The 22,944-nt window shown below is 63.4% G+C and carries 20 protein-coding genes; 16 read left to right on the plus strand and 4 right to left on the minus strand.

Annotated elements, in window-relative coordinates; translation table 11 throughout:
- The first annotated feature begins 5 nt into the window (after positions 1-5).
- Entirely contained in the window at positions 6-1,979 is a 1,974-nt protein-coding gene (locus C2L64_RS39450; RefSeq protein ID WP_007583880.1) for a beta-galactosidase, read from the plus strand.
- The gene (locus C2L64_RS39455; protein ID WP_039900759.1) at positions 1,979-4,408 is read left to right on the plus strand and encodes a beta-galactosidase; all 2,430 of its coding nucleotides are present in this window, start codon (positions 1,979-1,981) and stop codon (positions 4,406-4,408) included. The genes C2L64_RS39450 and C2L64_RS39455 overlap by 1 nt, the downstream gene beginning before the upstream one ends.
- Before the next feature lie 842 nt (positions 4,409-5,250).
- Here the strand turns inward: C2L64_RS39455 and C2L64_RS39460 are convergent.
- Positions 5,251-6,228, minus strand: a complete 978-nt coding sequence (locus C2L64_RS39460) for a LysR substrate-binding domain-containing protein (RefSeq protein WP_007583878.1) — start codon at positions 6,226-6,228, stop codon at positions 5,251-5,253.
- Positions 6,229-6,367: 139 nt separating this feature from the next.
- On the opposite strand from C2L64_RS39460, the gene C2L64_RS39465 reads away from it, so the two are divergent.
- The 6 genes from C2L64_RS39465 to C2L64_RS39490 all read left to right on the plus strand — a co-directional run bounded on the left by C2L64_RS39465 (position 6,368) and on the right by C2L64_RS39490 (position 12,320).
- On the plus strand, positions 6,368-7,708 hold the full coding sequence (locus C2L64_RS39465; protein ID WP_007583876.1) for an NAD(P)/FAD-dependent oxidoreductase: 1,341 nt from the start codon (positions 6,368-6,370) through the stop codon (positions 7,706-7,708).
- Positions 7,709-7,741: 33 nt separating this feature from the next.
- Complete coding sequence (locus tag C2L64_RS39470; RefSeq protein ID WP_007583874.1) at positions 7,742-8,467, plus strand: amino acid ABC transporter ATP-binding protein; 726 nt, start codon at positions 7,742-7,744, stop codon at positions 8,465-8,467.
- A gap of 71 nt (positions 8,468-8,538) precedes the next feature.
- Positions 8,539-9,357, plus strand: coding sequence for a substrate-binding periplasmic protein (locus tag C2L64_RS39475; RefSeq protein WP_007583872.1), 819 nt, complete (start codon positions 8,539-8,541; stop codon positions 9,355-9,357).
- 64 nt (positions 9,358-9,421) lie between these two features.
- Positions 9,422-10,240 (plus strand): amino acid ABC transporter permease, encoded by an 819-nt coding sequence (locus C2L64_RS39480; RefSeq protein WP_007583870.1) that lies wholly within the window; start codon positions 9,422-9,424, stop codon positions 10,238-10,240.
- Between the two features lie 24 nt (positions 10,241-10,264).
- Positions 10,265-11,602, plus strand: coding sequence for an NAD(P)/FAD-dependent oxidoreductase (locus tag C2L64_RS39485; RefSeq protein WP_007583868.1), 1,338 nt, complete (start codon positions 10,265-10,267; stop codon positions 11,600-11,602).
- Positions 11,603-11,636: 34 nt separating this feature from the next.
- The gene (locus tag C2L64_RS39490) at positions 11,637-12,320 is read left to right on the plus strand and encodes an SDR family NAD(P)-dependent oxidoreductase (protein ID WP_039900754.1); all 684 of its coding nucleotides are present in this window, start codon (positions 11,637-11,639) and stop codon (positions 12,318-12,320) included.
- A 9-nt stretch (positions 12,321-12,329) separates the two neighbouring features.
- Here C2L64_RS39490 and C2L64_RS39495 read toward each other — a convergent pair whose 3' ends face one another.
- The 3 genes from C2L64_RS39495 to C2L64_RS39510 all read right to left on the minus strand — a co-directional run bounded on the left by C2L64_RS39495 (position 12,330) and on the right by C2L64_RS39510 (position 15,828).
- Complete coding sequence (locus C2L64_RS39495) at positions 12,330-13,307, minus strand: LysR family transcriptional regulator (protein WP_007583864.1); 978 nt, start codon at positions 13,305-13,307, stop codon at positions 12,330-12,332.
- Positions 13,308-13,513: 206 nt separating this feature from the next.
- Complete coding sequence (locus C2L64_RS39500) at positions 13,514-13,783, minus strand: hypothetical protein (RefSeq protein WP_007583862.1); 270 nt, start codon at positions 13,781-13,783, stop codon at positions 13,514-13,516.
- Positions 13,784-14,178: 395 nt separating this feature from the next.
- Positions 14,179-15,828, minus strand: a complete 1,650-nt coding sequence (locus C2L64_RS39510) for a methyl-accepting chemotaxis protein (RefSeq protein WP_007583858.1) — start codon at positions 15,826-15,828, stop codon at positions 14,179-14,181.
- Between the two features lie 308 nt (positions 15,829-16,136).
- On the opposite strand from C2L64_RS39510, the gene C2L64_RS39515 reads away from it, so the two are divergent.
- Genes C2L64_RS39515 through speB form a run of 8 tightly spaced genes read left to right on the plus strand, consistent with a single transcriptional unit; the run spans position 16,137 to position 22,942 of the window.
- Positions 16,137-16,994, plus strand: a complete 858-nt coding sequence (locus C2L64_RS39515; RefSeq protein ID WP_007583856.1) for a transporter substrate-binding domain-containing protein — start codon at positions 16,137-16,139, stop codon at positions 16,992-16,994.
- A gap of 18 nt (positions 16,995-17,012) precedes the next feature.
- Positions 17,013-17,675, plus strand: coding sequence for an amino acid ABC transporter permease (locus C2L64_RS39520; protein WP_007583854.1), 663 nt, complete (start codon positions 17,013-17,015; stop codon positions 17,673-17,675).
- A gap of 15 nt (positions 17,676-17,690) precedes the next feature.
- On the plus strand, positions 17,691-18,368 hold the full coding sequence (locus tag C2L64_RS39525; protein WP_007583853.1) for an amino acid ABC transporter permease: 678 nt from the start codon (positions 17,691-17,693) through the stop codon (positions 18,366-18,368).
- The gene (locus C2L64_RS39530) at positions 18,365-19,207 is read left to right on the plus strand and encodes an amino acid ABC transporter ATP-binding protein (RefSeq protein ID WP_007583851.1); all 843 of its coding nucleotides are present in this window, start codon (positions 18,365-18,367) and stop codon (positions 19,205-19,207) included. Before C2L64_RS39525 ends, C2L64_RS39530 begins: the two co-directional genes overlap by 4 nt.
- Positions 19,204-20,469 (plus strand): M20 family metallo-hydrolase, encoded by a 1,266-nt coding sequence (locus C2L64_RS39535; RefSeq protein WP_007583849.1) that lies wholly within the window; start codon positions 19,204-19,206, stop codon positions 20,467-20,469. Before C2L64_RS39530 ends, C2L64_RS39535 begins: the two co-directional genes overlap by 4 nt.
- 12 nt (positions 20,470-20,481) lie before the next feature.
- Entirely contained in the window at positions 20,482-21,198 is a 717-nt protein-coding gene (locus C2L64_RS39540) for a DUF1989 domain-containing protein (RefSeq protein ID WP_007583848.1), read from the plus strand.
- A 45-nt stretch (positions 21,199-21,243) separates the two neighbouring features.
- Positions 21,244-21,948: a cupin domain-containing protein gene (locus C2L64_RS39545; RefSeq protein WP_079493338.1), complete on the plus strand. Its 705-nt coding sequence runs from the start codon at positions 21,244-21,246 to the stop codon at positions 21,946-21,948.
- Between the two features lie 43 nt (positions 21,949-21,991).
- Positions 21,992-22,942, plus strand: coding sequence for an agmatinase (gene speB / locus C2L64_RS39550; protein WP_039900758.1), 951 nt, complete (start codon positions 21,992-21,994; stop codon positions 22,940-22,942).
- Positions 22,943-22,944: the final 2 nt, after the last annotated feature.

Here is a 22,944-nt window from a genome sequence, read left to right on the forward strand (position 1 = left end):
CGACAATGCAACTGGGTGTTTGCTACTACCCCGAACAATGGCCAGAAACGCTGTGGGCCGACGACGCGCGCCGGATGGTCGAACTCGGCATCACGCATGTACGGATCGCCGAATTCGCGTGGAGCCGCATGGAGCCGCGTGCGGGCGTCTACGAATGGACGTGGCTGGACCGCGCCGTGGCCACGCTCGCCGATGCCGGCCTGAAAATCGTGCTCGGCACGCCCACCGCATCGCCGCCGAAGTGGCTCGTCGATTCGATGCCGGACATGCTGCCCGTGCGTGCCGACGGCACGACGTGGAATTCCGGTTCGCGCCGTCACTACGATATTTGCAGCGAGCCGTATCGACGCGAATGCCTGCGTATCGTCGACGTCATGGCGCAGCGCTATGGTTCGCATCCCGCCGTTGTCGCATGGCAAACGGATAACGAACTCGGCTGTCACGAAACGGTGCCGAGCTATTCGAAGGCGGCCCGCGCGCGCTTCCAGGCATGGCTCGCGCGCCGCTACAAAACCGTCGACAACCTGAACCAGCGCTGGGGCACGGTGTTCTGGAGCATGGAATACGCTTCGTTCGATGCAATCGAGTTGCCGAACCTTACGCCGACCGACGCGAACCCGATTCACCTGCTCGACTTCCGCCGCTTCATGTCCGACGAAGTGACGAGCTTCCACCGCGAACAGGTCGATGTGTTGCGACGCCATGCGCCGAACGCGGACATGCTGCACAACTTCATGGGCTTCTTCACGACCTTCGATCACTATCGCTTCGCCGCGAACAACAGCATCGACGTCGCGACGTGGGACAGCTATCCGATCGCGCGCACGGAAGTGATCGCGTTGAGCGAAGAGGACAAGGCACGCTATGCACGCACGGGCCACCCGGACGTGTCGGCGTTCGATCACGACCGCTATCGCGCGATCGGCCAAGGCCGCTTCTGGGTGATGGAACAGGAAGCGGGCCCTGTGAACTGGGCGCCGTGGAACCCCGTGCCCGCGCCCGGCATGGTGCGTCTATGGGCCTACGAGGCCTTCGCCCATGGCGCGGAGCTGGTGTCGTACTTCCGCTGGCGCCAGGCGCCGTTCGCGCAGGAACAGATGCATTCGGGTTTGAATCTGCCCGACAACACGCTGTCGCCGGGCGGCCGCGAAGTGGCGCGCGCCGCGCAGGAGATTGCGAAGTCCGACGCACTGACGAAGCTCGCGCAAAGCGGCCCCGCTCCGCGCGCCGAAGTCGCCCTCGTGTTCGACTACGAAACGCAATGGATGTTTGAAATCCAGCGGCATGCAAAGGGTTTCGATTATCAGACGCTCGCGTTCGAGTATTACCGGACGCTGCGCGAAATGGCGCTCGACGTCGATATCGTGTCGGCGCATGCCGATCTCTCGGGGTACAAGCTGATCGTCGTGCCGGGTCTCGCGGCGCTGCCGGCGGGCTTTGCGAAGAGCGTCGAGCAATCTTCCGCGCAATGGGTGATCGGCCCGCGCACGGGCTCGAAGACGGCGGACTTCGCGATCCCCGCGCAGTTGCCGCCCGGCGCGCTGCAAACGGTCCTGCCGTTCAAGGTGCTCGAAGTCGATTCGTTGCGCCCGACGCTGCAGCCGACGACGACATTCGATGGTGTGACGGGTATTGCCTTGCACTGGCGCGAACATATCGAAACGCGCGACGGCCTCGACGTGCTCGCGCGTTTCGATGACAACTGGCCCGCTATCGTCGCGCGCGGACATGTGCGCTATGCGAGCGCGTGGTTCGATGCGGCATTGCATCGCGCGTTGCTCGAAGGTGCGGCGCGCGATGCGGGTCTCGCTGTGACACATCTTGCGCAAGGGTTGCGTGTGCGCCGTCGCGGCGAGATCACGTTCGCCTTCAACTTCGGTGCGACTGCTACCGAAGCGCCTGCACCTGACAACGCGCATTTCGTGCTGGGTCAGCGCACGCTCGGCACCGCCGATGTCTGCGCGTGGATCTCGGCGTGATGAATCGCCCGCGCGATATGCCGACGACGCTCACCATCGATGCAAGCCGCCCTGCCACTACGCCGCTCGTGGATACGTTGCGGATGGGCGCGAATACATCGCCCGATGGAAGGACGATCGGCATCAACAGCCGCTATCTGACACGTGACGGCGAGCCGTGGCTGCCCGTGATGGGCGAGCTGCATTACGCGCGCGTGCCCGAAGCGCATTGGGACGACGCGCTTGCGAAGGTCAAGGCGGCAGGCGTCGGTATCGTGTCGTCGTATGTGATCTGGCGTTATCACGAACCGCGTTCCGGCCAGTTCGACTGGAATGCGCGGCTCGATCTGCGCCGGTTCGTCGAAGCCTGTGCGAAACGCGGGCTGTACGCGTTCGTTCGCATTGGCCCGTGGGTGCATGCGGAAGTCCGTTATGGCGGCATTCCCGCGTGGGTCGTCGATCAGGTGCCGACGCGCAGCGACGATCCGCTGTATCTGCAGTACGTGCAGCGCTTCTTTGCTGAGATCGCCGCGCAGCTAGAGGGCTTGTTGTGGAAGGATGGCGGCCCGGTGATCGGCATCCAGCTCGAAAACGAATACAACCTGACGGGGCCGCAGCAAGGACCCGCGCATATCGCGACACTAAAGCGCCTCGCGCGCGAAGTGGGACTGGACACGCCGTTGTACACGGTAACGGGCTGGGATAACGCCGTGTTTCCGCGCCGCGAAGTTGCGCCTGTTTTTGGCGGATACGCGGATTTGCCGTGGGGGACGTCGACGGCGATGTCGGCGCCGAGCGAGGTGTATGGGTTTCGCTTTACGAGCCGTGTCGGCGGCGATCTTGGTGCGCAGACGCATAACAGTGAGCCTGGCGATGCGGATGCTGTAGCGAGCGAAACGCCTTTTCTAGGCGCGGAATTCGGTGGGGGCGTACCGACCATGTATCGGCGCCGTCCCGTTCTCGATCCTGACGACATTGCAGCGATGCTGCCCGTGCAGCTTGGTTCAGGTGTGAACCTGTACGGCTATTACATGCTGCATGGTGGCCGTAATCCGCCTGGCGATGTGGACGGACAAGAATCTACGGCGACGGGCGGTTATAACGATCTGCCTATCGTCAATTACGATTTTCAGGCGCCGTTCGGCGCGAATGGCGAAGCGCATCCCGTGCTTGGCAAGCTGCGGCCGTTGCATCTATTTCTTCAGCAATGGGGTAGTGATCTGGCGACATGCGATGTGTATGCGCCGGAGCTTCTGCCGCGCGGTGCGGACGATCTTGAAACGCCGCGATTTTCCGTGCGTGCGGACGGCGATCGTGGCTTTCTGTTTTTCAACAATCATGTGCGGCAGCATCGGATGCCTGAGCGGCAAGGCGTGCAGTTCGCGGTCAAGCTGGCGACTCGCACGGTCATGTTGCCTGCGGCGCCGATCGATATTACGCCGGGAACGTGGTTCGTGTGGCCCATTGGACTTGCGCTCGGCGGTGCGCGCTTGCGTTATGCGACTGCGCAGCCCGTTACACGGCTTTCGACGCCTGACGGCGAAACGTACGTGTTCTCCACAACGGATGGGATCGCTGCTGAGTTTGCGTTCGAGCCAGGCTACGTGACGCGGATCGCGCCCGCGGACTCTCGTTCTTTATTGACGACAGATGAAGTGAATGGTGTGTTGGTCGCACGCCCTACGCCCGGCTCAGTATTCATCGCGACGTGCAGCGACGACACGCGTATCACGATCATCACACTCGCGAGCGAGGATATCGAACGGCTCAGTGTGTTGCCATTCGATGGACAGCGCCGACTGGTTCTTACCGATGCGTTGGCGTTCGAACGCGACGGCGAACTCGTATTGCGTTCTACGGGTGCCGCTTCGTTTGATTTATATGTCTATCCGCCGTTGCAGCACGCCCCTATTTCGACACGAGCGTTCGTAGAGGCGCCGCTGGACGGCATTTTTCAGCGCTTCGCGGTATCTGTGCCGCCAGTCGCGTTCGATGTCGGTGTTACGCCTTTGCGTTTCGCGCAGATGGTGCCTTCTATTGCTTCAGGCGGTGCAGCGCGGGCTGCCGTTGAACCTGCCCCAGAGAGTTTTGGCAAGGCAGCCGCGTGGCGTATCGATGTTCCCGAAGAGGCGTTGAACGCGCCAGGTTTGAGCAACGCCTATCTGTCGATCCAATATGCGGGCGATGTCGGGCGGTTGTTCTCGGGTGCCGATTTGATCGATGATCATTTTTACAATGGCTTGCCGTGGCAGATTGGTGTGCGCAATGTGACGATCGATCCGCAGCAATCGTTGGTGTTGACTGTGCTGCCTATGCGGGCAGATGCGCCTGTTTATCTCGATGCGCGGCATGATCCCAGGTCTGCTATTAGCGATCAGGTTGCTGAGATTCTTGGCGTGAGTTGGGTGCCGGAGTATGAAGTGGTCTTTTCTCGATCCGCAAACGGGTGAGTCTGGTTCTTTCGCTGGCATCCGCGTTTTGCTTTCTGGCCTTTGCGCTGGCATCCGCGTTATGCCTTCGTGCTTCACGCGTTGCCCCTGTGCGGGGCGGCACCTACTTTTCTTTGCCGCCGCAAAGAAAAGTAGGCAAAAGAAAGCGGCTAACACCGCCGACATTTCTTCTTGCCTGAGGGCCCTCAACCGGTCCCACACTTCACACGGCAACGTCTTTGTTCGCGTTCGTTGCCAACGCTTTGAATACACGCCTCACCCACTTCAAACACCCGCACACGGGCTAGCGGCAGCGAATGGTTTGTGCCGCCCAGGTGGCAAACTGTGTGTAGGTTGTCGCGACGTACACGTTAGCGCTCTTACAACGTGGGACGCGTGCGCTATCAGTCCGAAGTGAGGCGTGTGTAGCGCTATGGCCTACACACAGTTTGCCACCTGGGCGGCGGTGGAATATCTGGCACGGCGTGCCGCAACGCGGGTGAGTGAAGCGGGTGAGGCGTCAATTTAGAGCGTTGGCAACAAGCATGAGTCACGTGGTTGCCGTGTGAAGTGCGGGACCGGTAGGGGGCCCTCAGGCAAGAAGAAATGTTGGCGGTGTTAGCCGCTTTCTTTTGCCTACTTTTCTTTGCGGCGGCAAAGAAAAGTAGGTGCCGCCCCGCACAGGGGCGACGCTTGAAGCACGAAGGCAAAACGCGGATGCCAGCGCGAAGGCCAAAACACCGAACGGCGACGCTTGAAGCACGATAACAAAGCGCGGATGCCAGCGCAAAGGCCAAAACACCGAACGGCAACGCCTGAAGCACGAAGGCAAATCGCGGATGCCAGCGAAAAGACTCATACACTCATCGTGCCTTCGTCTCGACACTTGCCAACGGCGACGCTTTCCGCCCACGCGACGAAGGACTGCTCGCATGCCAATCGCCAGATGATCCATCGAGCTCACCCGCCATCATCGTACGAACCAGATCAAGAAAAATCTGAACCACAGGATTCGGCTGCTGCAACTGCGGACACAGCGTGAACCCGCGAAACATAATCTGAGGCACAAAAGGCCGAAACACAATCCGCTTCGGATTGGTATCAATCGCTGCAAGCGGATTCACAATACCAATCCCAAGCCCGCGCGAAACGAGCGCGCATATCGTCGCGCCATACGGCGTTTCGATCGCTGGCACCTGGCCAGCGCCAGCGGCCCGCAACACGCGATCAAGAGGACTGCGCGTATCGTCCGCATACGATGGCAGGATCAGCCGCTCGCCGCGCAGATCGCCCGCTTCGATCCGGTCTCGCGCAGTCAACGGATGCTGCGCGGGCAGCGCGCATAGCGCCGGCAGCCGATACAACTCGGCACTCGTCACACCGAACGCGTCCGGTGTAGCCGTCGCAAAGCCGACATCACAGTACGCCGACGACACCCAACGCTGGATCGTCCCTTCGCTTCTCATCTCCAGCGACACGATCACCCGCGGGTAAGCCGCAAGAAACTGCTCGATCACCGCAGGCAGAAAGGACAGCGCAAGCACGGGCGCGGCGACGATACGCAGACGTCCACTGCCCAACTGGCGAATTTCGCGTGCTGAGTTCTCCAGCTTTTCCAGTCCGACGAAGCTGCGCTCGACTTCGCGATAGAACGCACTGCCCGCATCCGTTGCGTGGATGCGCCCGCCGTTGCGCACGAACAGCGTGAGCCCCGTCGCCGTCTCCAGCTCCGCAATCAGCCGGCTGATACTCGGTTGCGACGTGCCAAGCTCTTCGGCTGCCGCCGTCATCGAGCCGCGCAGCATGACCAGCCGGAATGCCTCGATTTGCCTCTGATTCATCGCCTCTCCCGTCCGCTCGCCGTGAACAGAGACCTTAGCTTGCCATATCAGAAATGAATAGAAGCCCTTTTTGTCGCTATTTGACCGGATAAACCGCACGAACCTAGACTGGCCTCACTACGCAGAACCCGTCACGCTCATGCGCCCTGATTCCCTGCTTTTCCATGAAGCCTTTCGATGCGACCCGTACTGGTGGGACGCTGCGCCGCCCGAAACCGCGCGGACGCCGCTGCCATGCCAGGTGGACATTGCGATTATCGGCAGCGGTTATTGCGGGCTGTCGGCGGCTGCGGAAGCGGCGAGCCACGGCGCGCGCGTGGCCGTCCTCGATGCGGGTGAGATCGGCGCGGGCGGCAGCACGCGCAGCGGCGGAATGGTGTCGAGCGGCCAGAAGCTCGCGTTGACGAACGCGATCGCGGGCGTCTCCGCCGAGCGGCTCGTGCGGCTGATGCGCGAATCGATGGCAAGTTTCGATTACTTGAAGCGCCTCGTCGCCGACGAATCGCTCGATGCGGATCTGACGATCACCGGCCGCTTTTTCGGCGCTTACACGCCCGGTCATTTCGATCAGTTGCGTCGCCAGGGTGAGTTACTGCGGGACAAAACGGGCGTCACCGTGCATGTGATCGAGCGCGACGCGCAGCGCGCGATGATCGGCTCGGACTATTACTACGGCGGCATCCTCGTCGATGAATACGGCGGGCTGCATACGGCCAAGTATCACCGTGGACTGCGCGAGCTTGCCAGGCGGCGCGGCGTCACACTGCATTCGCATGCACAAGCGGAACGTATCGAGCGGATCGCGAGCAACGCGCCCGACGGCGTGCGCTTTCGCGTACACACGGCGCGAGGCTCGCTCGACGCACGCCATGTACTTGTCGCGACCAACGGCTATACGGGCCCGTTGCTGCCGTTCTTCGCGCGCCGCGTGCTGCCCGTCGCGAGCTATCAGATCGCGACGGAACCCCTGCCCGACGGATTGATGCACGCGCTCAACCCCGGCGCGCGGATGATCAGCGATTCGAAGCGCAATCTGTTCTACACGCGCCCGTCTCCAGACGGTACACGGATGCTGTTCGGCTCACGCCCGGCGATCAGCGAACTGAGCGAACGCGAAGCGGCCCGCCTTCTATACGGAAAGATGCTGCAACTGTGGCCGGCGCTGCGCGACGTGCGTATCACGCACGCATGGAAAGGCTACGTCGCGATGACACGCGACAAGCTCGCGCACATCGGCGTGCACGACGGCATTCATTACGCGCTCGGCTGCAACGGCAATGGCGTCGCGCTGATGAGCTATCTGGGCCACCGCGTCGCGCGGCATATGCTCCGCGTAGATCGCGACGCAGGCGCCTTTAGCGAAGGCGAATTTCCGTTGAGCGGCGCAGGGATCGCCAGTCAGATTGCCGTGCCGCTCGGCACCGCGCTCTATCAACTCGACGACCTGTGGCGCGGACGTGTGCGCGTCGCGCTGTCCTGACCTTCATCGCGTCACTGGATACGAGGAGCCCCGATGATCCATCTGCACAACGTTTCGAAATGGTTTGGCGAGCACCGCGTGCTGGCCGGCTGCTCCGCGACGATCGAACGCGGCGAAGTCGTCGTGGTCTGCGGGCCTTCGGGCTCGGGCAAGTCGACGCTGATCAAGTCGGTCAATGGGCTCGAGCCTGTGCAGGATGGCCGCATCGTCGTCGACGGCGTGGACGTGACGGCGAAAACGGTAAACCTTGCGCGGTTGCGCGCGAAGGTCGGGATGGTTTTCCAGCATTTCGAGCTCTTTCCGCATCTGAGCGTACGGCGCAACCTGATGCTCGCGCAGATGACGGTGCTCGGACGCAGCCGCGACGAAGCAGCCGACAAGGCGCGCTCGCTGTTGCGGCGCGTGGGCTTGCGCGATTACGAAGACAAGTACCCGACGCAGTTGTCAGGCGGCCAGCAGCAGCGTGTGGCGATTGCCCGCGCGCTGTCGATGGACCCCGTCGCGATGCTGTTCGACGAGCCGACCTCCGCGCTCGACCCGGAGATGGTCAACGAAGTGCTCGACGTGATGAGCGCGCTCGCTCAGGACGGCATGACGATGTTGTGCGTGACCCACGAAATGGGCTTCGCCAGGCGCGTCGCCGACCGCATCCTGTTCATGGATCGTGGCGCCATAGCCGAGGACGACTCGAAAGAACAGTTCTTCTCGCGCCCTCGCTCCGAGCGTGCGCGTGAGTTTCTGTCGCGCATTCTGCATTGAGCGGCACACGCCGCGTTCGCCCTGCTGTTCCCTTTCTGTTCACCGCCGTTCCTTTCGAGAGGAGCCTCATGATGCGTTTTCTTCAGTTTGCACGCAGTTTCGCGCTGGCTGCTTCGCTGTGCGTCGCAGCCGTATCGGCCGCTCATGCGGAAGACGTGGGCACGCTCACACCGGGCAAGATCGTTGCCGGCGTCGACGCGAACAACAAGCCCTATTCGTACATCGACAACGGCAAGATGACGGGCTTCGATGTCGAGCTGATTCGCGCGATCGCCGCGAAGCTCGGTCTGTCCGCAGACTTCCGCGCGCAGGACTTCGCCGGCCTGTTACCGAGCGTCGCGAACCAGCAGATCGATCTCGCCGCCGGCTCCATTTCGATCACGAAAGAACGGCTCAAGATGGTCGACTTTTCCGAGGGGTACCTGACGGGCCTGTTGAGCGTCGCGACGCTGCCGGACAGCACGATTTCGAGCGACGTCGCGTCCGTCAAGGGCAAGCGGATCGGCGTCGTGCAAGGCACCATCGAAGACACGTATTCGGACAGCTATCTGCCCAGTGCGCAGATCGTGCGCTTTCCGAATCTGAACGCGGGATTCCTCGCGCTGCGTAACAAGTACATCGACGGCTACTTCGTCGACAAGACACTGGTGGAAGGCCTGCAAGGCAAGTACCCGCAGATGAACATCGCGGACAAGCTCGACATATCCGCGATCAATCTGCCGGCGGGCTTTCCTGTTCACAAGGGCAACGTCAAGCTCGAAACCGCGCTCAACAAGACGCTCGGCGAACTGGTGGCCGACGGCACGTGGATGAAGCTCTATCTGCAGTTCCATCCCGGCTATCCGAAGCCCGCCGACCTGCCGCCGTACGCAATGAAGTCAGGCACCTGAGCGACCCGGCCGCCGCCCGCCAACCGCACGTCATCGACCACGTTTCGTCTCCCGGAGAGCGCACATGGACGCTTTTTTGCAGAACTTCCTCGACTGGCCGCTTCTAGTCGATTCGTTGCCGGCGCTGCTGGGTACGGGCCTGGTGAACACGTTGGTCCTGTCGTTGTTCTCGACGGTGCTCGGCATCGTCGCGGGCATGGTGCTCGCGTTGATGGCCGTGTCCAACACGCGCTGGCTGATGTTTCCCGCGCAGGTGTTCATCGACGTGTTTCGCGGCCTGCCCGCCGCGCTCGTGATTCTCGTGGTTGGCCAGGGGCTGGCGCCCATCGGGCTGTCGATCTTCGGGCCGAACCCCTATCCTCTCGCGATCGTCGCGCTCGCGTTGATATCGTCCGCTTATATCGCCGAGATTTTCCGCTCGGGTATCCAGAGCGTGGGGCGCGGCCAGATGTATGCGTGCCAGGCGCTCGGCATGACGTACTGGAGCGGCATGCGGCATGTCATCGTGCCGCAGGGCGTGCGGCGCATTCTGCCCGCGCTCGCCAACCAGTTCATTTCGATCGTCAAGGATTCGAGCCTCGTTTACTTTCTCGGGCTGCTCACGTCGCAACGCGATCTCTTCACGATCGGGCAGAATACGGCCGTCAATACGGCGAACCTGTCGCCGCTCGTCGCGGCAGGCGTCGTGTATCTGCTGATCACCGTGCCGCTCACGCATGCGATCAATCACATCGATCGCTGGACCAACCGCTTCTCGAACCCCGGCGCGCGCGGCGGCAAGCGGGCGCCGCGCAGTCTGCGCGCAGCGCGGCGCGAGGCAGCGCTGCAATCGCAGGCAACTGCGCAGGCCGCCGCAGCCGGCATCGCCGAACGCCGGCCTTGAACCCATCCAACTCAATACACGAACATGGGACCGAAAGTCGACACCGTAGCCGACGATATCCAGTTACCTGAGCGCGCCGATGTGGTCGTGATCGGCGGCGGGATCATCGGCGTTTCCACTGCGCTGTATCTGAGCGAAAAAGGCTTGCAGGTCGCGCTGTGCGAGAAAGGACACATCGCCGGCGAGCAATCTAGCCGCAACTGGGGCTGGGTGCGCGTCACGCGCCGCGACCCGCGCGAACTGCTGCTCAGCATCGAAAGCCTGAAGCTGTGGCGCACGCTCGACCGCACGCTGGGCATCGACACGGGTTTCAATCAGTGCGGCATTCTGTATGTATCGAACGACGACGCGACATTGGCAAGGCATCGCGACTGGCTCGCGCGCGCGAGGCAGATTGCCGGCGACGCATTCGACACGCGCGAAGTCGATACCGAAGCGATTGCCGAACTGCTGCCCGGCTCGACCCGCAGTTTCAAGGGAGGCATATACACGCCAGGCGACGCGCGCGCGGAACCGCAAAAAGCCGCGCCTGCCATCGCGAATGCGCTGCGCAAGCGAGGCGTGAAGATACTCACGCCTTGCGCCGTACGTGGCATTGAAACGAGCGGCGGACACGTCAGCGCCGTCGTCACCGAGCACGGCACGATCCGCTGCGATGCCGTCGTCGTCGCGGGCGGCGCATGGACGCGCTATTTCTGCGGCAATCTCGGCGTCGAACTGCCGCAACTGCTGACGCGCGCCTCGGTGCTGCGTACCGAGCCGCTCGAAGGCGGCCCGACGTGCAGCGCGAACAACGAGGAGTTCGCATTTCGCAAGCGCGCCGACGGCGGCTACACGGTCGCTTATGGACTGCGAACGCACGCGGACCTCACCCCCGATGCGTTCCGCCTCTTCTTCAAGTACATCGAGGCGTTGAAGAGCCAGATGGGCGCGTTGCAGATCCGCGTCGGCAAGCGCTTTCTCGATGAGTTGAAGCGGCCCCGCCGCTGGGCGCTCGACCGTCCAACCATCTTCGAAGCCATCCGCACGCTCGATCCCGATCCCGTCGTCCCATATGTCGATAACGGGCTGCTCGAGTTCGTGAAGGCGTTTCCGCATCTCGCAGGCGCGAAGATTGCGCAGCGCTGGGCGGGCTATATCGACGTGACGCCAGATGCGATTCCCGTCATCTCCGGCGCCGCGCGCGTACCGGGGTTGTTCATCGGCACGGGCTTCTCGGGGCACGGTTTCGGCATTGGACCGGCCGCGGGCAAGCTGATGGCCGATCTCGTCAATAACGACACGCCGCTCGTCGACCCGCACGCGTTTCGGCTCGAACGCTTCAGCGACGGTACGAAAATCACCATCGACGCGGGCTTTTAAACGTTGCACATCACATCGTCAGCGGGAACATCACATGGACAAGGTAGCGATGGTGTCAGGAGCGAATCGCGGCATCGGCCGCGAAATCGCGCTGGAGTTGCATCGGCGTGGATATCGGCTGTCGCTGGGCATGCGCGACCCGTCATCGTTCGATAACAACGTCGACGCGTTTCTCTTCGCCTACGAAGCGCGCGACGCGCATGCCGCCCGCCAGTGGGTCAATGCGACCGTCGATCGTTTCGGCCGTCTGGACGTGCTAGTGAGCAACGCCGGGATCTGCAAGATGATCACGTTCGACGACGACGCGAGCGAACTGCTCGACGAAACGCTCGACATCAACGTGAAGGCGCCCTTCCGGCTCGCGCAGGCCGCGTTGCCGCATCTGAGGCGTGCAGGCAACGGACGCTTCGTGCAGCTCGCGTCGCTGTCGGGTAAGCGGGTGAAGAACCTGAACGTCGGCTATCAGATGTCGAAGCACGCGGTGATCGCGTTGACCCATGCGGTGCGGCGTGCGTGCTGGGACGACGGCGTGCGCGCAACAGCCGTCTGTCCCGGCTTCGTCAACACCGACATGGCAGCCGGACTCGCCGATCTGCCGCCCGACGCGATGACGCAGCCGGGCGACATCGCATCGATCGTCGTGAACACGCTCGAACTGCCGAACACGGCGAGCATGGCGGAACTGCTCATCAATTGCCGTCACGAAGACATGCTGTGACGACGAACGTCACGCCGCAATCGGCCCATGATCCGCCTGCTGCGTCTCGCGTTTCGGCACGGCCACCCGCCGTGTTTCGCCGTCCGCCAGCGCGGGCGTCGATTCGAACAACTCGGCGATCCAGTCCGCGAACACACGCACCTTCGCGGACAGATGCCGGTTGTTCGGATACACGATCGAAACCGGCTTGGACTTCGGCTTGAAGCCCGGCAGCACTTCACGCAACGACCCATCGCGCAGTTGCGGCGCGACCATGAACAGCATCGGCTGGATCAGGCCAAAGCCTTCCAGCCCGCATGTGACGTACGCCTCCGAATCGTTGACCGTGACGACACCGTTCATCCGCACTTCCGTCAGCTTGCCGTCGACGAGAAAGATCCACGGCATTGGCCGCGTGCCGTGCACGACGCGAAAGTTCACGGCCTGATGCAAGGCCAGATCGTCGATGTTCTGCGGCTCGCCATAGCGCGCCAGATAATCGGGCGAAGCACACGTCACACGCTTGAGCGTGCCGACGCGCCGCGCAACCATCGACGAATCTTCGAGCGGGCCCGCCCGCACCATGCAGTCGATCCCCTCCTCGACGGGATCGACGGGCCGGTCCGAGAGGCCCAGATCGAGTGAGATGTCCGGATAGCGCTCGTGAAAGCTGCGCAACGCTGGAATGACGAGATGTCGCCCGAGCGAATTCGGCATGTGCACGCGCAGCGCCCCGCTCGGCTTGCGATTGCCCGCCTGAAAACTCGCGTCCGTTTCCGCGATGTCCGTGATGATGCGGATGCTGTGCTCGTAATACGCGGCGCCTTCCGGCGTGAGCGACAGACGGCGCGTCGTCCGGTTCATCAGACGCACGCCGAGCACGGCTTCGAGGTTCTGGATGGTCGTCGTCACCGTCGCGCGCGGCATGCCCATCTGCTCGGCGGCGCGCGTGAAGCTGTTCGCATCGACCACACGAGTGAATACTTCCATTGCCTGAATGCGGTCCACGCTATCCCCTTTCGGCTACCAAACGACAAGGATAAAACGCGCGGACCGGCAAAAACAAGCAAACACCGCAATTAGCCGGATTTAGCGAACAGTTGGACGCGTCTCACGCAAAATAGCGCGACGATAACGCTTATCGTCAGGCAATTTTGACGCGAACCTGAAGCCTGCCTCATGTTCGGTACAAGCGGCGAGGCCGCACAGGCCAATCAGCCGCCGCGATACATCGGATCGATGCTGTCGGGTTGCTCGCGTCTGCCGGACTGCGATTTCCCCGATTCGACGCCGCCGACGCCGCTGTGATTGCCGGGCCTGGCCTTGTCCGGCAAAGCCATTTGATCGCTGTGCCCGGCGTGCGACGCTTTCACGACGCCGCCCGTTCGAGGACTGGAAGCGGGCGCGTCATCGCCTGCGAAGGCTGGCAGGGCAAACGATGTCACGCACGCCAGCAACAGCGCGCCGATCAGTTTCGCATTCATGTGGACTCCCTTGAGTTCGTTGAGCAATCGAATGCACGCGAGCCATGTGCTGCGACGCGCTTCGTGCAATCCGATGGAGCGCGCGAGGCCCGGCCTGCGCGCGCAATGGAAGGCTCAAACGATCAACACGGTTTCGCGGACTCGATCCGCGCGGCGGAGCGCCACGCATCGCGCGACAACGATCGTCGTTGCGCCTGCAGCGACAACTGCATGGGCTATGCCAATCGTGCTTGCAGAGCCGTTGGCTAACGCCTGAAGGCCCGCCAGGCGAGGTTCCGCGGTCAACGGTAAGGATTGGCGCGGCCAGATGGAACGGCCGCAATGGCGGGTTGCAGCCAACATTTGCTCATCCGCTACGCGAGGCGACCCAACAGACCGATCAGCACAGCACTTCGTCACCCGGCCCGCTCGTCCCCGCTCACACGGAATATCGCCACGGCGCCGTGCAGATGCTCGCTTTGCATTTCCAGCGAAGCCGCCGTGGTCGACGCCGACTCGACCAGCGATGCGTTGCTCTGCGTCATCGCTTCCATCTGCACGACAGTCGCGTTGACCAGTTCGATACCCGCCGTCTGCTCGCGCGACGCAAGACTGATATCCGCCATGATCGCGTTCACGCTCTGCACGGCCTTCAGGATGTCGTCCATCGTCGAGCCCGCGCGCAATACCAGTTCGCTTCCCGCACGCACGCTCAGCGTCGAATTGCCGATCAGTTCCTTGATTTCCTTTGCGGCCGTGGCGCTGCGCTGCGCCAGATGCCGCACCTCGCTGGCCACCACCGCGAAGCCGCGCCCCTGATCTCCCGCGCGCGCCGCTTCGACGGCGGCGTTCAGCGCAAGAATGTTGGTCTGAAACGCGATGCTCTCGATCACGCCGACAATACCGACGATGCGCGCCGAGCTATCCGAAATCGCATCCATCGTGTCGACGACCTGACGCACCACTTCGCCGCCGCGTGTCGCAATGTCGGACGCACGCGTGGCGAGCGCGCTCGCGTCATGCGCATTGTCGGCGTTCTGCCGCACCGTGGCCGTCAGTTCTTCCATGCTTGCGGCCGCCTGCTGGAGCGAGGCGGCCTGATCGCCCGCGCGCATCGACAGATCGCGGTTGCCGCTGGCAATCGCGCGCGCATCGTGCATGATCGCGTCCGTCCCAGCCCTGACCTTGCGCACGACGGCGACGAGACCTTGCTGCATGTCGTTCAGCGCGTCGAGCAGGTAACCCATTTCATTGCGGCGTTCCGTCCTGACGATGGCCGTGAGGTCGCCCGCTGCGATCTTCGCAAAGTATTCGACGGCGGCGTTGACGGGCGTGACGATCGCCCGCGTCAGCCCCCGATGCGCGAGCATGCCGACGATCAGCGCGCTCAATCCAGCCGCGCCGAAGCCCCAGAGCGTCATGTGAAAGCGCTCGTTCGCGTGGTCGAAGCGCATACGCTGGCGCTGCACCTGAAAATCCTCCAGCGCGATGAGCGCCTTCTGGTATTCGTCGAACAGCGCGACGGGCATCTCGCGCTGCGTGCTCAGGAAGTCGACCAGATTCTCGTCGTCGAGTTGCTTGAGGGCCTTCGAAAAGGCCTGCGTCAACAGACGGTCGCGTTTGTCCGTCATCGCAGCGAGCAGCGTCGTTTCCTGCGCGTCAGGTGCGTGCAGCGCACGGTACGCATCGAGCTCACGATTGCTCTCGCCGAGCAGCACATGCAGTTGCTTGATCTCAGCGGCAGCCGGCTTGCCTGCACTGATCAGTTGTTCGACGTCGGCGAGCCCCGTGCGAAACACCAGCAGCCGCTCGGAACTGGTCTTCAGATGCACGACGGAAGCGGTGTCGTCCCGATACATCGCGTCGAGCGCGGCGTTGCTCTTGAAGAGCGCAAACACGGCGGCCGCGATGACCAGCATCAACAGCAGCGTGCAACCCGAGATGGTGGCGGCGAGCCCGCCGCGAATCGTGGTGTTTCTGAACATGAGCGCAAAGCAGCGTGCGCGCCGCAAGCGCGGCGCGCGCAGCGTTTCTCCAGTAGTCAGAACGGAATCGGCTTCGGCCATGTGATCGCAGGCCGTCTACCGGACTAACGGCGCGGCCGCATGGCTTCTGTGATGCCAGCGCGACACCAATTCGACCAATTGCGACATCCACGCTCAGCGAAGCATCCCCAGCGCGGTGCATCGTGCGCCGCGTGCGACCTCAGCCGCGTGAAAACTCCCCGCGCCGGTGCATCACGCGCGCCTGCTTTCCTGCCCGACGGGGCCGTGCCGCATGGCACGCCTCATGCTTATTGAACCTCATTCAAGTAACTTGAATTAAATTCTTTTCACTTTCATACTCGGCCACGGGCCTTTCACAAGGAAGCGTCATGAACAAGCCTCTTCGCAGTCTGGTCTTCTCGTTGCTCGGTGCGCTCGCACTCGTCACCGCCACACCGGGCTGGTCCCAGTCCGACGATCTGCTGGCGCGCATCAAGACGAACAAGGAAATCACCATCGCGACGGAGGCCCGTTACGCGCCGTTCGAGTACGTCGATAACGGCAAGATCGTCGGCTATGACGCGGATCTGATGGCCTACGTGCTGAAGTCGATACCCGATGTGAAGGTCAAGCAGTTGGATCTGCCGTTTCAGGGACTGCTGCCGGGACTCGACGCCAAGCGCTTCGACATCGTCGTGACGGCCGTTACCGTCAACAAGGACCGCGTCAGCCACTTCGCGTTCACCCTGCCCATCGCCGACGCGACGACGGGCGTGCTGCTGCGCAACGGCGACACGAGCATCAAGTCTCCCGACGACCTGAACGGCAAGATCGTCGGCTCGCAGACGGGCTCGGCGCAGTTGCAGGCATTGCAGGCGCTCGACAAGAAACTGAAAGACGCAGGCGGCCCCGGCATCAAGCAGATCAAACAGTACGTCGCGTTCGACGAAGCCTATGCCGACCTCGCCGTGGGACGGCTCGATGCCGTCGCGCAATCGGTCGCGAACCTGGGGCCGTTGATGAAATCGCGCCCGGGCGTGTTCACGCTGCTGCCGCAGACGATCGGGCCGAAGAGCTACTTCGCGTGGGTCGCGCGCAAGGACAGCGACAGCGCAGCGCTCGTCAAGCTCTTTAGCGACGGCATCGCGCGCGCGAACCGCGACGGCACGATGAAGAAGCTGCAGGAGAAGTGGTTCGGCTCGACGATGGACGTGCCCGTCGACGCCGTTCCCGCGCCCTCCATCTGACTTGCCGCGATCCGATAGATGAACGCTCCCGATCTGCTCGCACGCTGCGCCGGCTATCTGCCGCAACTGCTGGACGGCGCATTGACGACCTTGTGGCTGTCGGCGGCTGCCGTGTTCTGCGGCTTCTTTGCTGGCATCTTCATCTACACGATGTCGGCAAGCGATAGCCGCCTGCTCGCGGGCGGCGCGCGGGTCTATGTCAGCGTGTTTCGCGGCACGCCCGTGCTCGCGCAACTGCTCGTGATGTATTACCTGCCGTCGGCGCTCGGGCTCGCGGTGCCCGGCATCGTCGCGGCGGCCATCGGACTGTCGATGAACACGGCCGCGTATCAGTCGCAGATTCTCGGCGCGGGCTTTCGCTCGATTGCGCGCGGGCAGATCGAAGCGGCCGTCACGTTCAATCTCACGCGCCGTCAGGTGCTGTGGCACATCGAAGTGCCGCAGGTGGTGCGGGTGACGCTGCCCGCGCTCGTGTCGGAGATGATCGATATCGTCAAGGCGTCGGCTGTCGTCTCGGTGATATCCGTCACGGACCTGATGCGCGTCGGCCAGCAGTTGTCGTCGTCGACGTACCGGCCGCTCGAGGTGTACACGTGCGCCGCGCTCTTCTATCTGGCCATCACGACGCTGCTGTCCTTCGCCGGGCATTGCTACGAGCGCCGCGCGGCGTCGCGCGCATGACCGGGGATCACTCGCATGGATAACCTGCTCGCTCTCGTTCCACGCTTCGCTGACGCGATGCTCGTCACGCTCGAAGTCAGCCTGATCGCGGCTGTGCTCGGCATGGCCGGCGGATTCGCGCTCAACGCGCTGCGCCTGCGTTACGTCCGCGTGCTTGCCGCGCCCTACGGCCTGTTCGTCTGGCTGATTCGCGGCATGCCGTATCTGTCGCAATTGATGATCGTCTACTTCGGGCTGCCCGTTTTCGGTATCACGATGACGGCCGTGCAAGCGACGGTCGTGTCGCTCGCGATCTATGCGAGCGCCTATTTCGCCGAGATTTTTCGCGCTGCATGGGCCAGCGTGCCGCGTGGTCAGCTAGAGGCCGCGCAAGCGTTCGGCGTGAGCCGCTGGGCAGCGTTCCGCGCGATCGAACTGCCGCAGGCGCTCGCCTTCGCGGTGCCGCTGCTCGCGAACCAGGTCATTCTCGTGATCAAGGAGAGCGCCGTGGCGTCCATCATCACGGTCCCCGAACTGACGATGACAGCCAGCGACATCGTCGCCTCCACTTACACCTACATCGGTCCGTATGCGCTGCTGATCGTGAGCTACTGGTTGCTCACGCAGGCCGTGTCGCTGCTCGCGCAGCGCGCGACGGCGATGATCCCTTTCCTGCGTAACGACGCAAATAAAGCCGCAAATAAAGCCACATGAGCGCTCAACCCATACTCAAGCTGCGCGCCGTCGGCAAGTCGTACGGCGCAATCCGCGTGCTCAAGGGCATCGACCTCGACGTGATGCGCGGCGAGATCGTCACGCTGATCGGGCCGTCCGGCTCGGGCAAGACGACGGCGCTGCGCTGCATGAACTTCCTCGAGCCCTACGACGAAGGCGAAGTCTGGATCAAGGGGCAGCTGCTCGGCTATCGCTCCGCTGGCCGCACGCTGCGCGATCGCGACAGCGAGGCGAGCGTCGCAGAGGTACGGCGCCCCGTGTCGATGGTGTTCCAGCAGTTCAACCTGTGGCCGCACATGAGCGTGCTCGACAACGTCGCCGCGCCCCTCGTGCTTTCCAAGAAGATGCGCCGCGCGGATGCGCGCGCCAAAGCGCAAGCGGCGCTCGCGCGCGTCGGCCTGCAGCACAAGGCGGACGTCTATCCCGCGCGGCTGAGCGGCGGACAACAGCAGCGCGTCGGCATTGCGCGTGCGCTCGCCATCGAGCCGGAAGTGATGCTGCTCGACGAACCGACTTCGGCGCTCGATCCCGAACTCGTCGAAGAAGTGTTGAACGTGATCCGTTCACTCGCACAGGACGGCATGACGATGGTGATGGTCACGCACGAAATGAGCTTTGCCGCGAAAATTTCCGACAAGGTCGTGTTCATGGAAGCCGGCCAGATCGTCGAGTCGGGGCCGCCCGCACAGCTGTTCGGTAACTCGCGCACGCCGCGTCTTCAGCAGTTTCTCAAACCGTGGTTCGATCGCAGCCTGAGTGTGACCGCGCCGGCAGGAAGGGCTGACAGCGTGGAGCAGACGTCGGGAGCGTCGTCATGATCCGCACCGGTCAACATAACCTCGCGGACGATGCACTGCGCGCCGCGGATCGTATTGACGAGACACGCCTGCTCGCGTCGATCGAGGCACTCGCTGCATTCGGCGCGCGGTCCGATGGCGGTGTGAATCGCCCCGCCCTCAGTGCAACGGATCTGGACGCGCGCCGCTATCTGGTCGCGCACGCGCATGTGTTGGGCTGCACCGTCTCCACCGACGCATGCGCGAACCTGTTCATCCGCCGGCCCGGCATCGACGATGCGTCGCCCGTGATGACGGGCAGCCATATCGACACGCAACCCTCGGGCGGCAAGCTCGACGGCTGCTACGGCGTGCTCGCCGGACTCGAATGCATTGCCGCGCTCAACGATGCGGGCATCCGCACGCGCCGGCCGCTCGAAGTCGCGATCTGGACCAACGAAGAAGGCACGCGCTTCGCGCCGGGTGCAATGGGATCGAGTGCATTTGTCGAGCCGTCGCGCATGCCCGCCTACCTGGACGCCGCCGACGCCGACGGCGTCACGCTGCGCGCCGCGCTGGAGAGCTATCGGCGCGCTTTCCCCGAACTGCCGTCACGCGACGACGCGCTGCCTGCGCATGCGTTCGTCGAGTTGCATATCGAGCAAGGTCCGCAACTGGAGAATGCCGACGTGCCGCTCGGCATCGTCACGGGCATTCAGGGCGTTCGCTGGTACGAATTCCACTGCGAAGGCGTGGCTGCGCACGCCGGCACCACGCCAATGCCGATGCGTCGCGATGCGATGACGCTCGCCGTCGCACTGCGAGCCTCGCTCGAGGAAATTGCACTGTCGCTGGGCGGCGAGCACACGCGCATCACGTTCGGGCGCTGGAGCGTAACGCCGAATTCGATCAACACGATTCCATCCGACGTGACCTTCTCCGTCGATTTCCGTCATCCCGACGCCCATGTGCTCGATGCGTTCGACGAGCAGGTATCGGCTTGCGCAAAGCGCCACGGCGCGCGCATCGCGCCGCTGTTTGCCCACGCGCCGGTGCGTTTCGACGCGGCAGTGCTCGCACGGATCGATGCCGCCTGCCATGCGCTCGACGCGCCGGCGCTGCGCCTCACGTCGGGCGCCTTTCACGACGCGATGTATCTCGCGCAGCACTGCCCAACGGCCATGCTGTTCGTGCCGAGCCGCGGCGGCATCAGCCACAACCCGGCTGAAGCCACGGAAGCCCGTCACCTCGTGCTGGGCGCACGCGCGCTCGCGCACACCCTCACCACTCTTTGCAACGACTGACAAGGAACCCAGATGAGCACGACTGCCACTCACACGCATACGCACGCGCATGCCCACCCGAGCGACGACAACGGCACGGAACTCGGCCAGAACGCCACCTTGCACGAACCGATTTCCGCCGACGGCACGCCCGAGCCCGGCAAGACCTACACGGTGCCCGCGCGCTGCGGCCGCGCCGTGCGCGTCAAGGCGGGGCAGACCATCCGTATCTCGAACCCGCATGGCACGCAGGTCTGCGATACGTGGATCTTCAACGCCACGCACCTGAACGAATTCCTCTCGTTCGAGCACACGCGCGCGTATATCGACAAGATCATTCCGCAGCCGGGCGACCCGCTCGTGACGAATCATCGCCGCCCGATCGCCGAACTGGTCGCCGATACATCGCCGGGCGTGCACGATACGCTGATCGCGGCCTGCGACCTGTATCGCTACCAGAATCTGGGTGTGGCGAGCTATCACGACAACTGCTCGGACAATCTGCGGCTGGCGCTAAAGGCGATCGGCGTGCGCACGCGGGAAGTGCCGCAGCCGTTCAACCTGTGGATGAACATCCCCGTCAAGCCGGATTACACGATCGACTGGCTGCCGCCTGTGTCGAAAGCGGGCGACCATGTGGACATCAAGGCCGCGATGGATTGCATCGTCGTGATGTCGGCGTGTCCGCAGGATATCATTCCCATCAACGCCCTCAACCCGGTCGAAGTCGAGTTCACGGTTCTCGCCTGATACTCGCCAGGCCGTTCTTTTACGCTGATCGACAGAACGCATACGGTGGCCACCAGAAAAACCCCCACGTCCGGCAACGGCGCTTCCCGCAGGCCGTCCCCACTCGCGCCGCGGCGCGCCGCGAAAACGCCCCGCACAGCCGCCCCTCATTCTGCACAAGGGGCGGCAGCCGAAGGTCTTGGCACACGGCTACGGCACGCACGCATGGTGCAGCAGCTCACGCTGAAGGCGCTGGCGGAGCAGGCGGGCTGCTCGGAGAGTCTGTTGTCGAAAGTCGAGGGCGGCCACGCGACGCCCTCGCTTGCAACCTTGCACAGGATCGCGCTCGCGCTGGACACGAACATCGCTGCATTGGTGTCCGGTCCCGTGGCGAACGTCACGCCCGTGCAGCGCGCCAGCGAACGGCCTTCCGTGCGCTTTCCGGGCGTGCAGCAAACCTCGGGGCGACATGGCCGCGCGGGCGGGTCGATCATGCTGGAACGGCTCGTCGTGGCGGGCCCCGGGCAACTGCTGCAAGGCGACATTCACGTGCTCGAACCACTCGCGCGCAGCGACGAGCAGATCAGCCATGCAGGCGAAGAACTGGGCTACGTGCTCGAAGGCGAACTCGAACTCACGCTCGGCAGCGAATGCTACCGGCTGCAGGCGGGCGATTCCTTCTACTTCCCGAGCACCGAGCCGCACAGCTACCGCAATCCCGGCGATTGCATCACCCGCGTGCTGTGGATCAATACACCGCCGACCTTCTAAAGCGTGCAGTTGGCGCTAAACGAAAGTGAAACAGGAGTTCAATGTGACGGGAACCGATCTGACCCAGATGCAGCAGCCGCGCTTCGCGGGCATCCCGACCTTCATGCGCGTGCCGTTCAGCACGGACCTGAGCACCTTCGACATCGCTCTTGCGGGCGTGCCCTTCGACGGCGGCGTCACGGCGCGCCCGGGTGCGCGCTTCGGTCCGCGCGAAATCCGCAACATGTCCACGATGATGCGCGGCATCCATCACGTGACGCGCTTCAATCCGTTCGACGCCTGCCGCGTCGCCGATATCGGCGATGTGCCGTTCACCGACCTCTATCATCTCGAACGCGCGCACGAGGACATCCGTCGTTTCTTCGAACCCGTGTTCCACGCCGGCAAGCTCGCGCTGACGGCGGGCGGCGATCACTCGATCACCTACCCGATCTTCCAGGCGCTGGCGCCGCGCGAGCCGATCGCGCTGGTTCATATCGACGCGCACACGGACACCTGGGATACGTTCAAAGGCTCGAAGTTCACGCATGGCGCGCCGTTTCGCCGTGCGGTCGAAGCCGGTCTGCTCGACCCGAAGCGAACCATCCAGATCGGCATTCGCGGTGCGCAGAATTCGGACGAAGGCTGGCGTTATTCGCTCGATCACGGTATGCGCGTCGTGTTCATCGAGGAGTTCGACGCGCTCGGGCCGGCAGCCGTCGCCGCCGAAGCGCGGCGCATTGTGGGCGATGCGCCGGTTTACCTTTCGCTCGATGTCGACGGGCTCGACCCTGTGTTCACGCCGGGCACGGGCACGCCGGAAGTGGGCGGCCTCACGACCCGCGAGACGCAGGCGCTGCTGCGCGGTCTCGACGGGCTCAACTGGGTGGGCGGCGACGTGGTCGAAGTCTCGCCGCCTTACGATCCAAGCGGCAACACCGCGCTCGTCGCCGCGACGCTGATGTACGAAATACTGTGCCTGCTCGCAAAGCGCGCGAGCGATGGAAACCGGTAGCG

The sequence above is a fragment of the Paraburkholderia hospita genome, from assembly GCF_002902965.1.
Classification (GTDB): domain Bacteria; phylum Pseudomonadota; class Gammaproteobacteria; order Burkholderiales; family Burkholderiaceae; genus Paraburkholderia; species Paraburkholderia hospita.

Bases quoted from the DNA above. Each gene is read 5' to 3' on its own strand.
- C2L64_RS39500 (WP_007583862.1), bottom strand. From the start codon at position 13,783: ATGAATGCGAAACTGATCGGCGCGCTGTTGCTGGCGTGCGTGACATCG.
- C2L64_RS39475 (WP_007583872.1), top strand. From the start codon at position 8,539: ATGCGTTTTCTTCAGTTTGCACGCAGTTTCGCGCTGGCTGCTTCGCTG.
- C2L64_RS39535 (WP_007583849.1), top strand. From the start codon at position 19,204: ATGATCCGCACCGGTCAACATAACCTCGCGGACGATGCACTGCGCGCC.
- C2L64_RS39510 (WP_007583858.1), bottom strand. From the start codon at position 15,828: ATGGCCGAAGCCGATTCCGTTCTGACTACTGGAGAAACGCTGCGCGCG.
- C2L64_RS39490 (WP_039900754.1), top strand. From the start codon at position 11,637: ATGGACAAGGTAGCGATGGTGTCAGGAGCGAATCGCGGCATCGGCCGC.
- C2L64_RS39450 (WP_007583880.1), top strand. From the start codon at position 6: ATGCAACTGGGTGTTTGCTACTACCCCGAACAATGGCCAGAAACGCTG.
- C2L64_RS39525 (WP_007583853.1), top strand. From the start codon at position 17,691: ATGGATAACCTGCTCGCTCTCGTTCCACGCTTCGCTGACGCGATGCTC.
- C2L64_RS39460 (WP_007583878.1), bottom strand. From the start codon at position 6,228: ATGAATCAGAGGCAAATCGAGGCATTCCGGCTGGTCATGCTGCGCGGC.
- C2L64_RS39455 (WP_039900759.1), top strand. From the start codon at position 1,979: ATGAATCGCCCGCGCGATATGCCGACGACGCTCACCATCGATGCAAGC.
- C2L64_RS39515 (WP_007583856.1), top strand. From the start codon at position 16,137: ATGAACAAGCCTCTTCGCAGTCTGGTCTTCTCGTTGCTCGGTGCGCTC.
- C2L64_RS39470 (WP_007583874.1), top strand. From the start codon at position 7,742: ATGATCCATCTGCACAACGTTTCGAAATGGTTTGGCGAGCACCGCGTG.
- C2L64_RS39480 (WP_007583870.1), top strand. From the start codon at position 9,422: ATGGACGCTTTTTTGCAGAACTTCCTCGACTGGCCGCTTCTAGTCGAT.
- C2L64_RS39465 (WP_007583876.1), top strand. From the start codon at position 6,368: ATGCGCCCTGATTCCCTGCTTTTCCATGAAGCCTTTCGATGCGACCCG.
- C2L64_RS39540 (WP_007583848.1), top strand. From the start codon at position 20,482: ATGAGCACGACTGCCACTCACACGCATACGCACGCGCATGCCCACCCG.
- C2L64_RS39530 (WP_007583851.1), top strand. From the start codon at position 18,365: ATGAGCGCTCAACCCATACTCAAGCTGCGCGCCGTCGGCAAGTCGTAC.
- C2L64_RS39520 (WP_007583854.1), top strand. From the start codon at position 17,013: ATGAACGCTCCCGATCTGCTCGCACGCTGCGCCGGCTATCTGCCGCAA.
- C2L64_RS39485 (WP_007583868.1), top strand. From the start codon at position 10,265: ATGGGACCGAAAGTCGACACCGTAGCCGACGATATCCAGTTACCTGAG.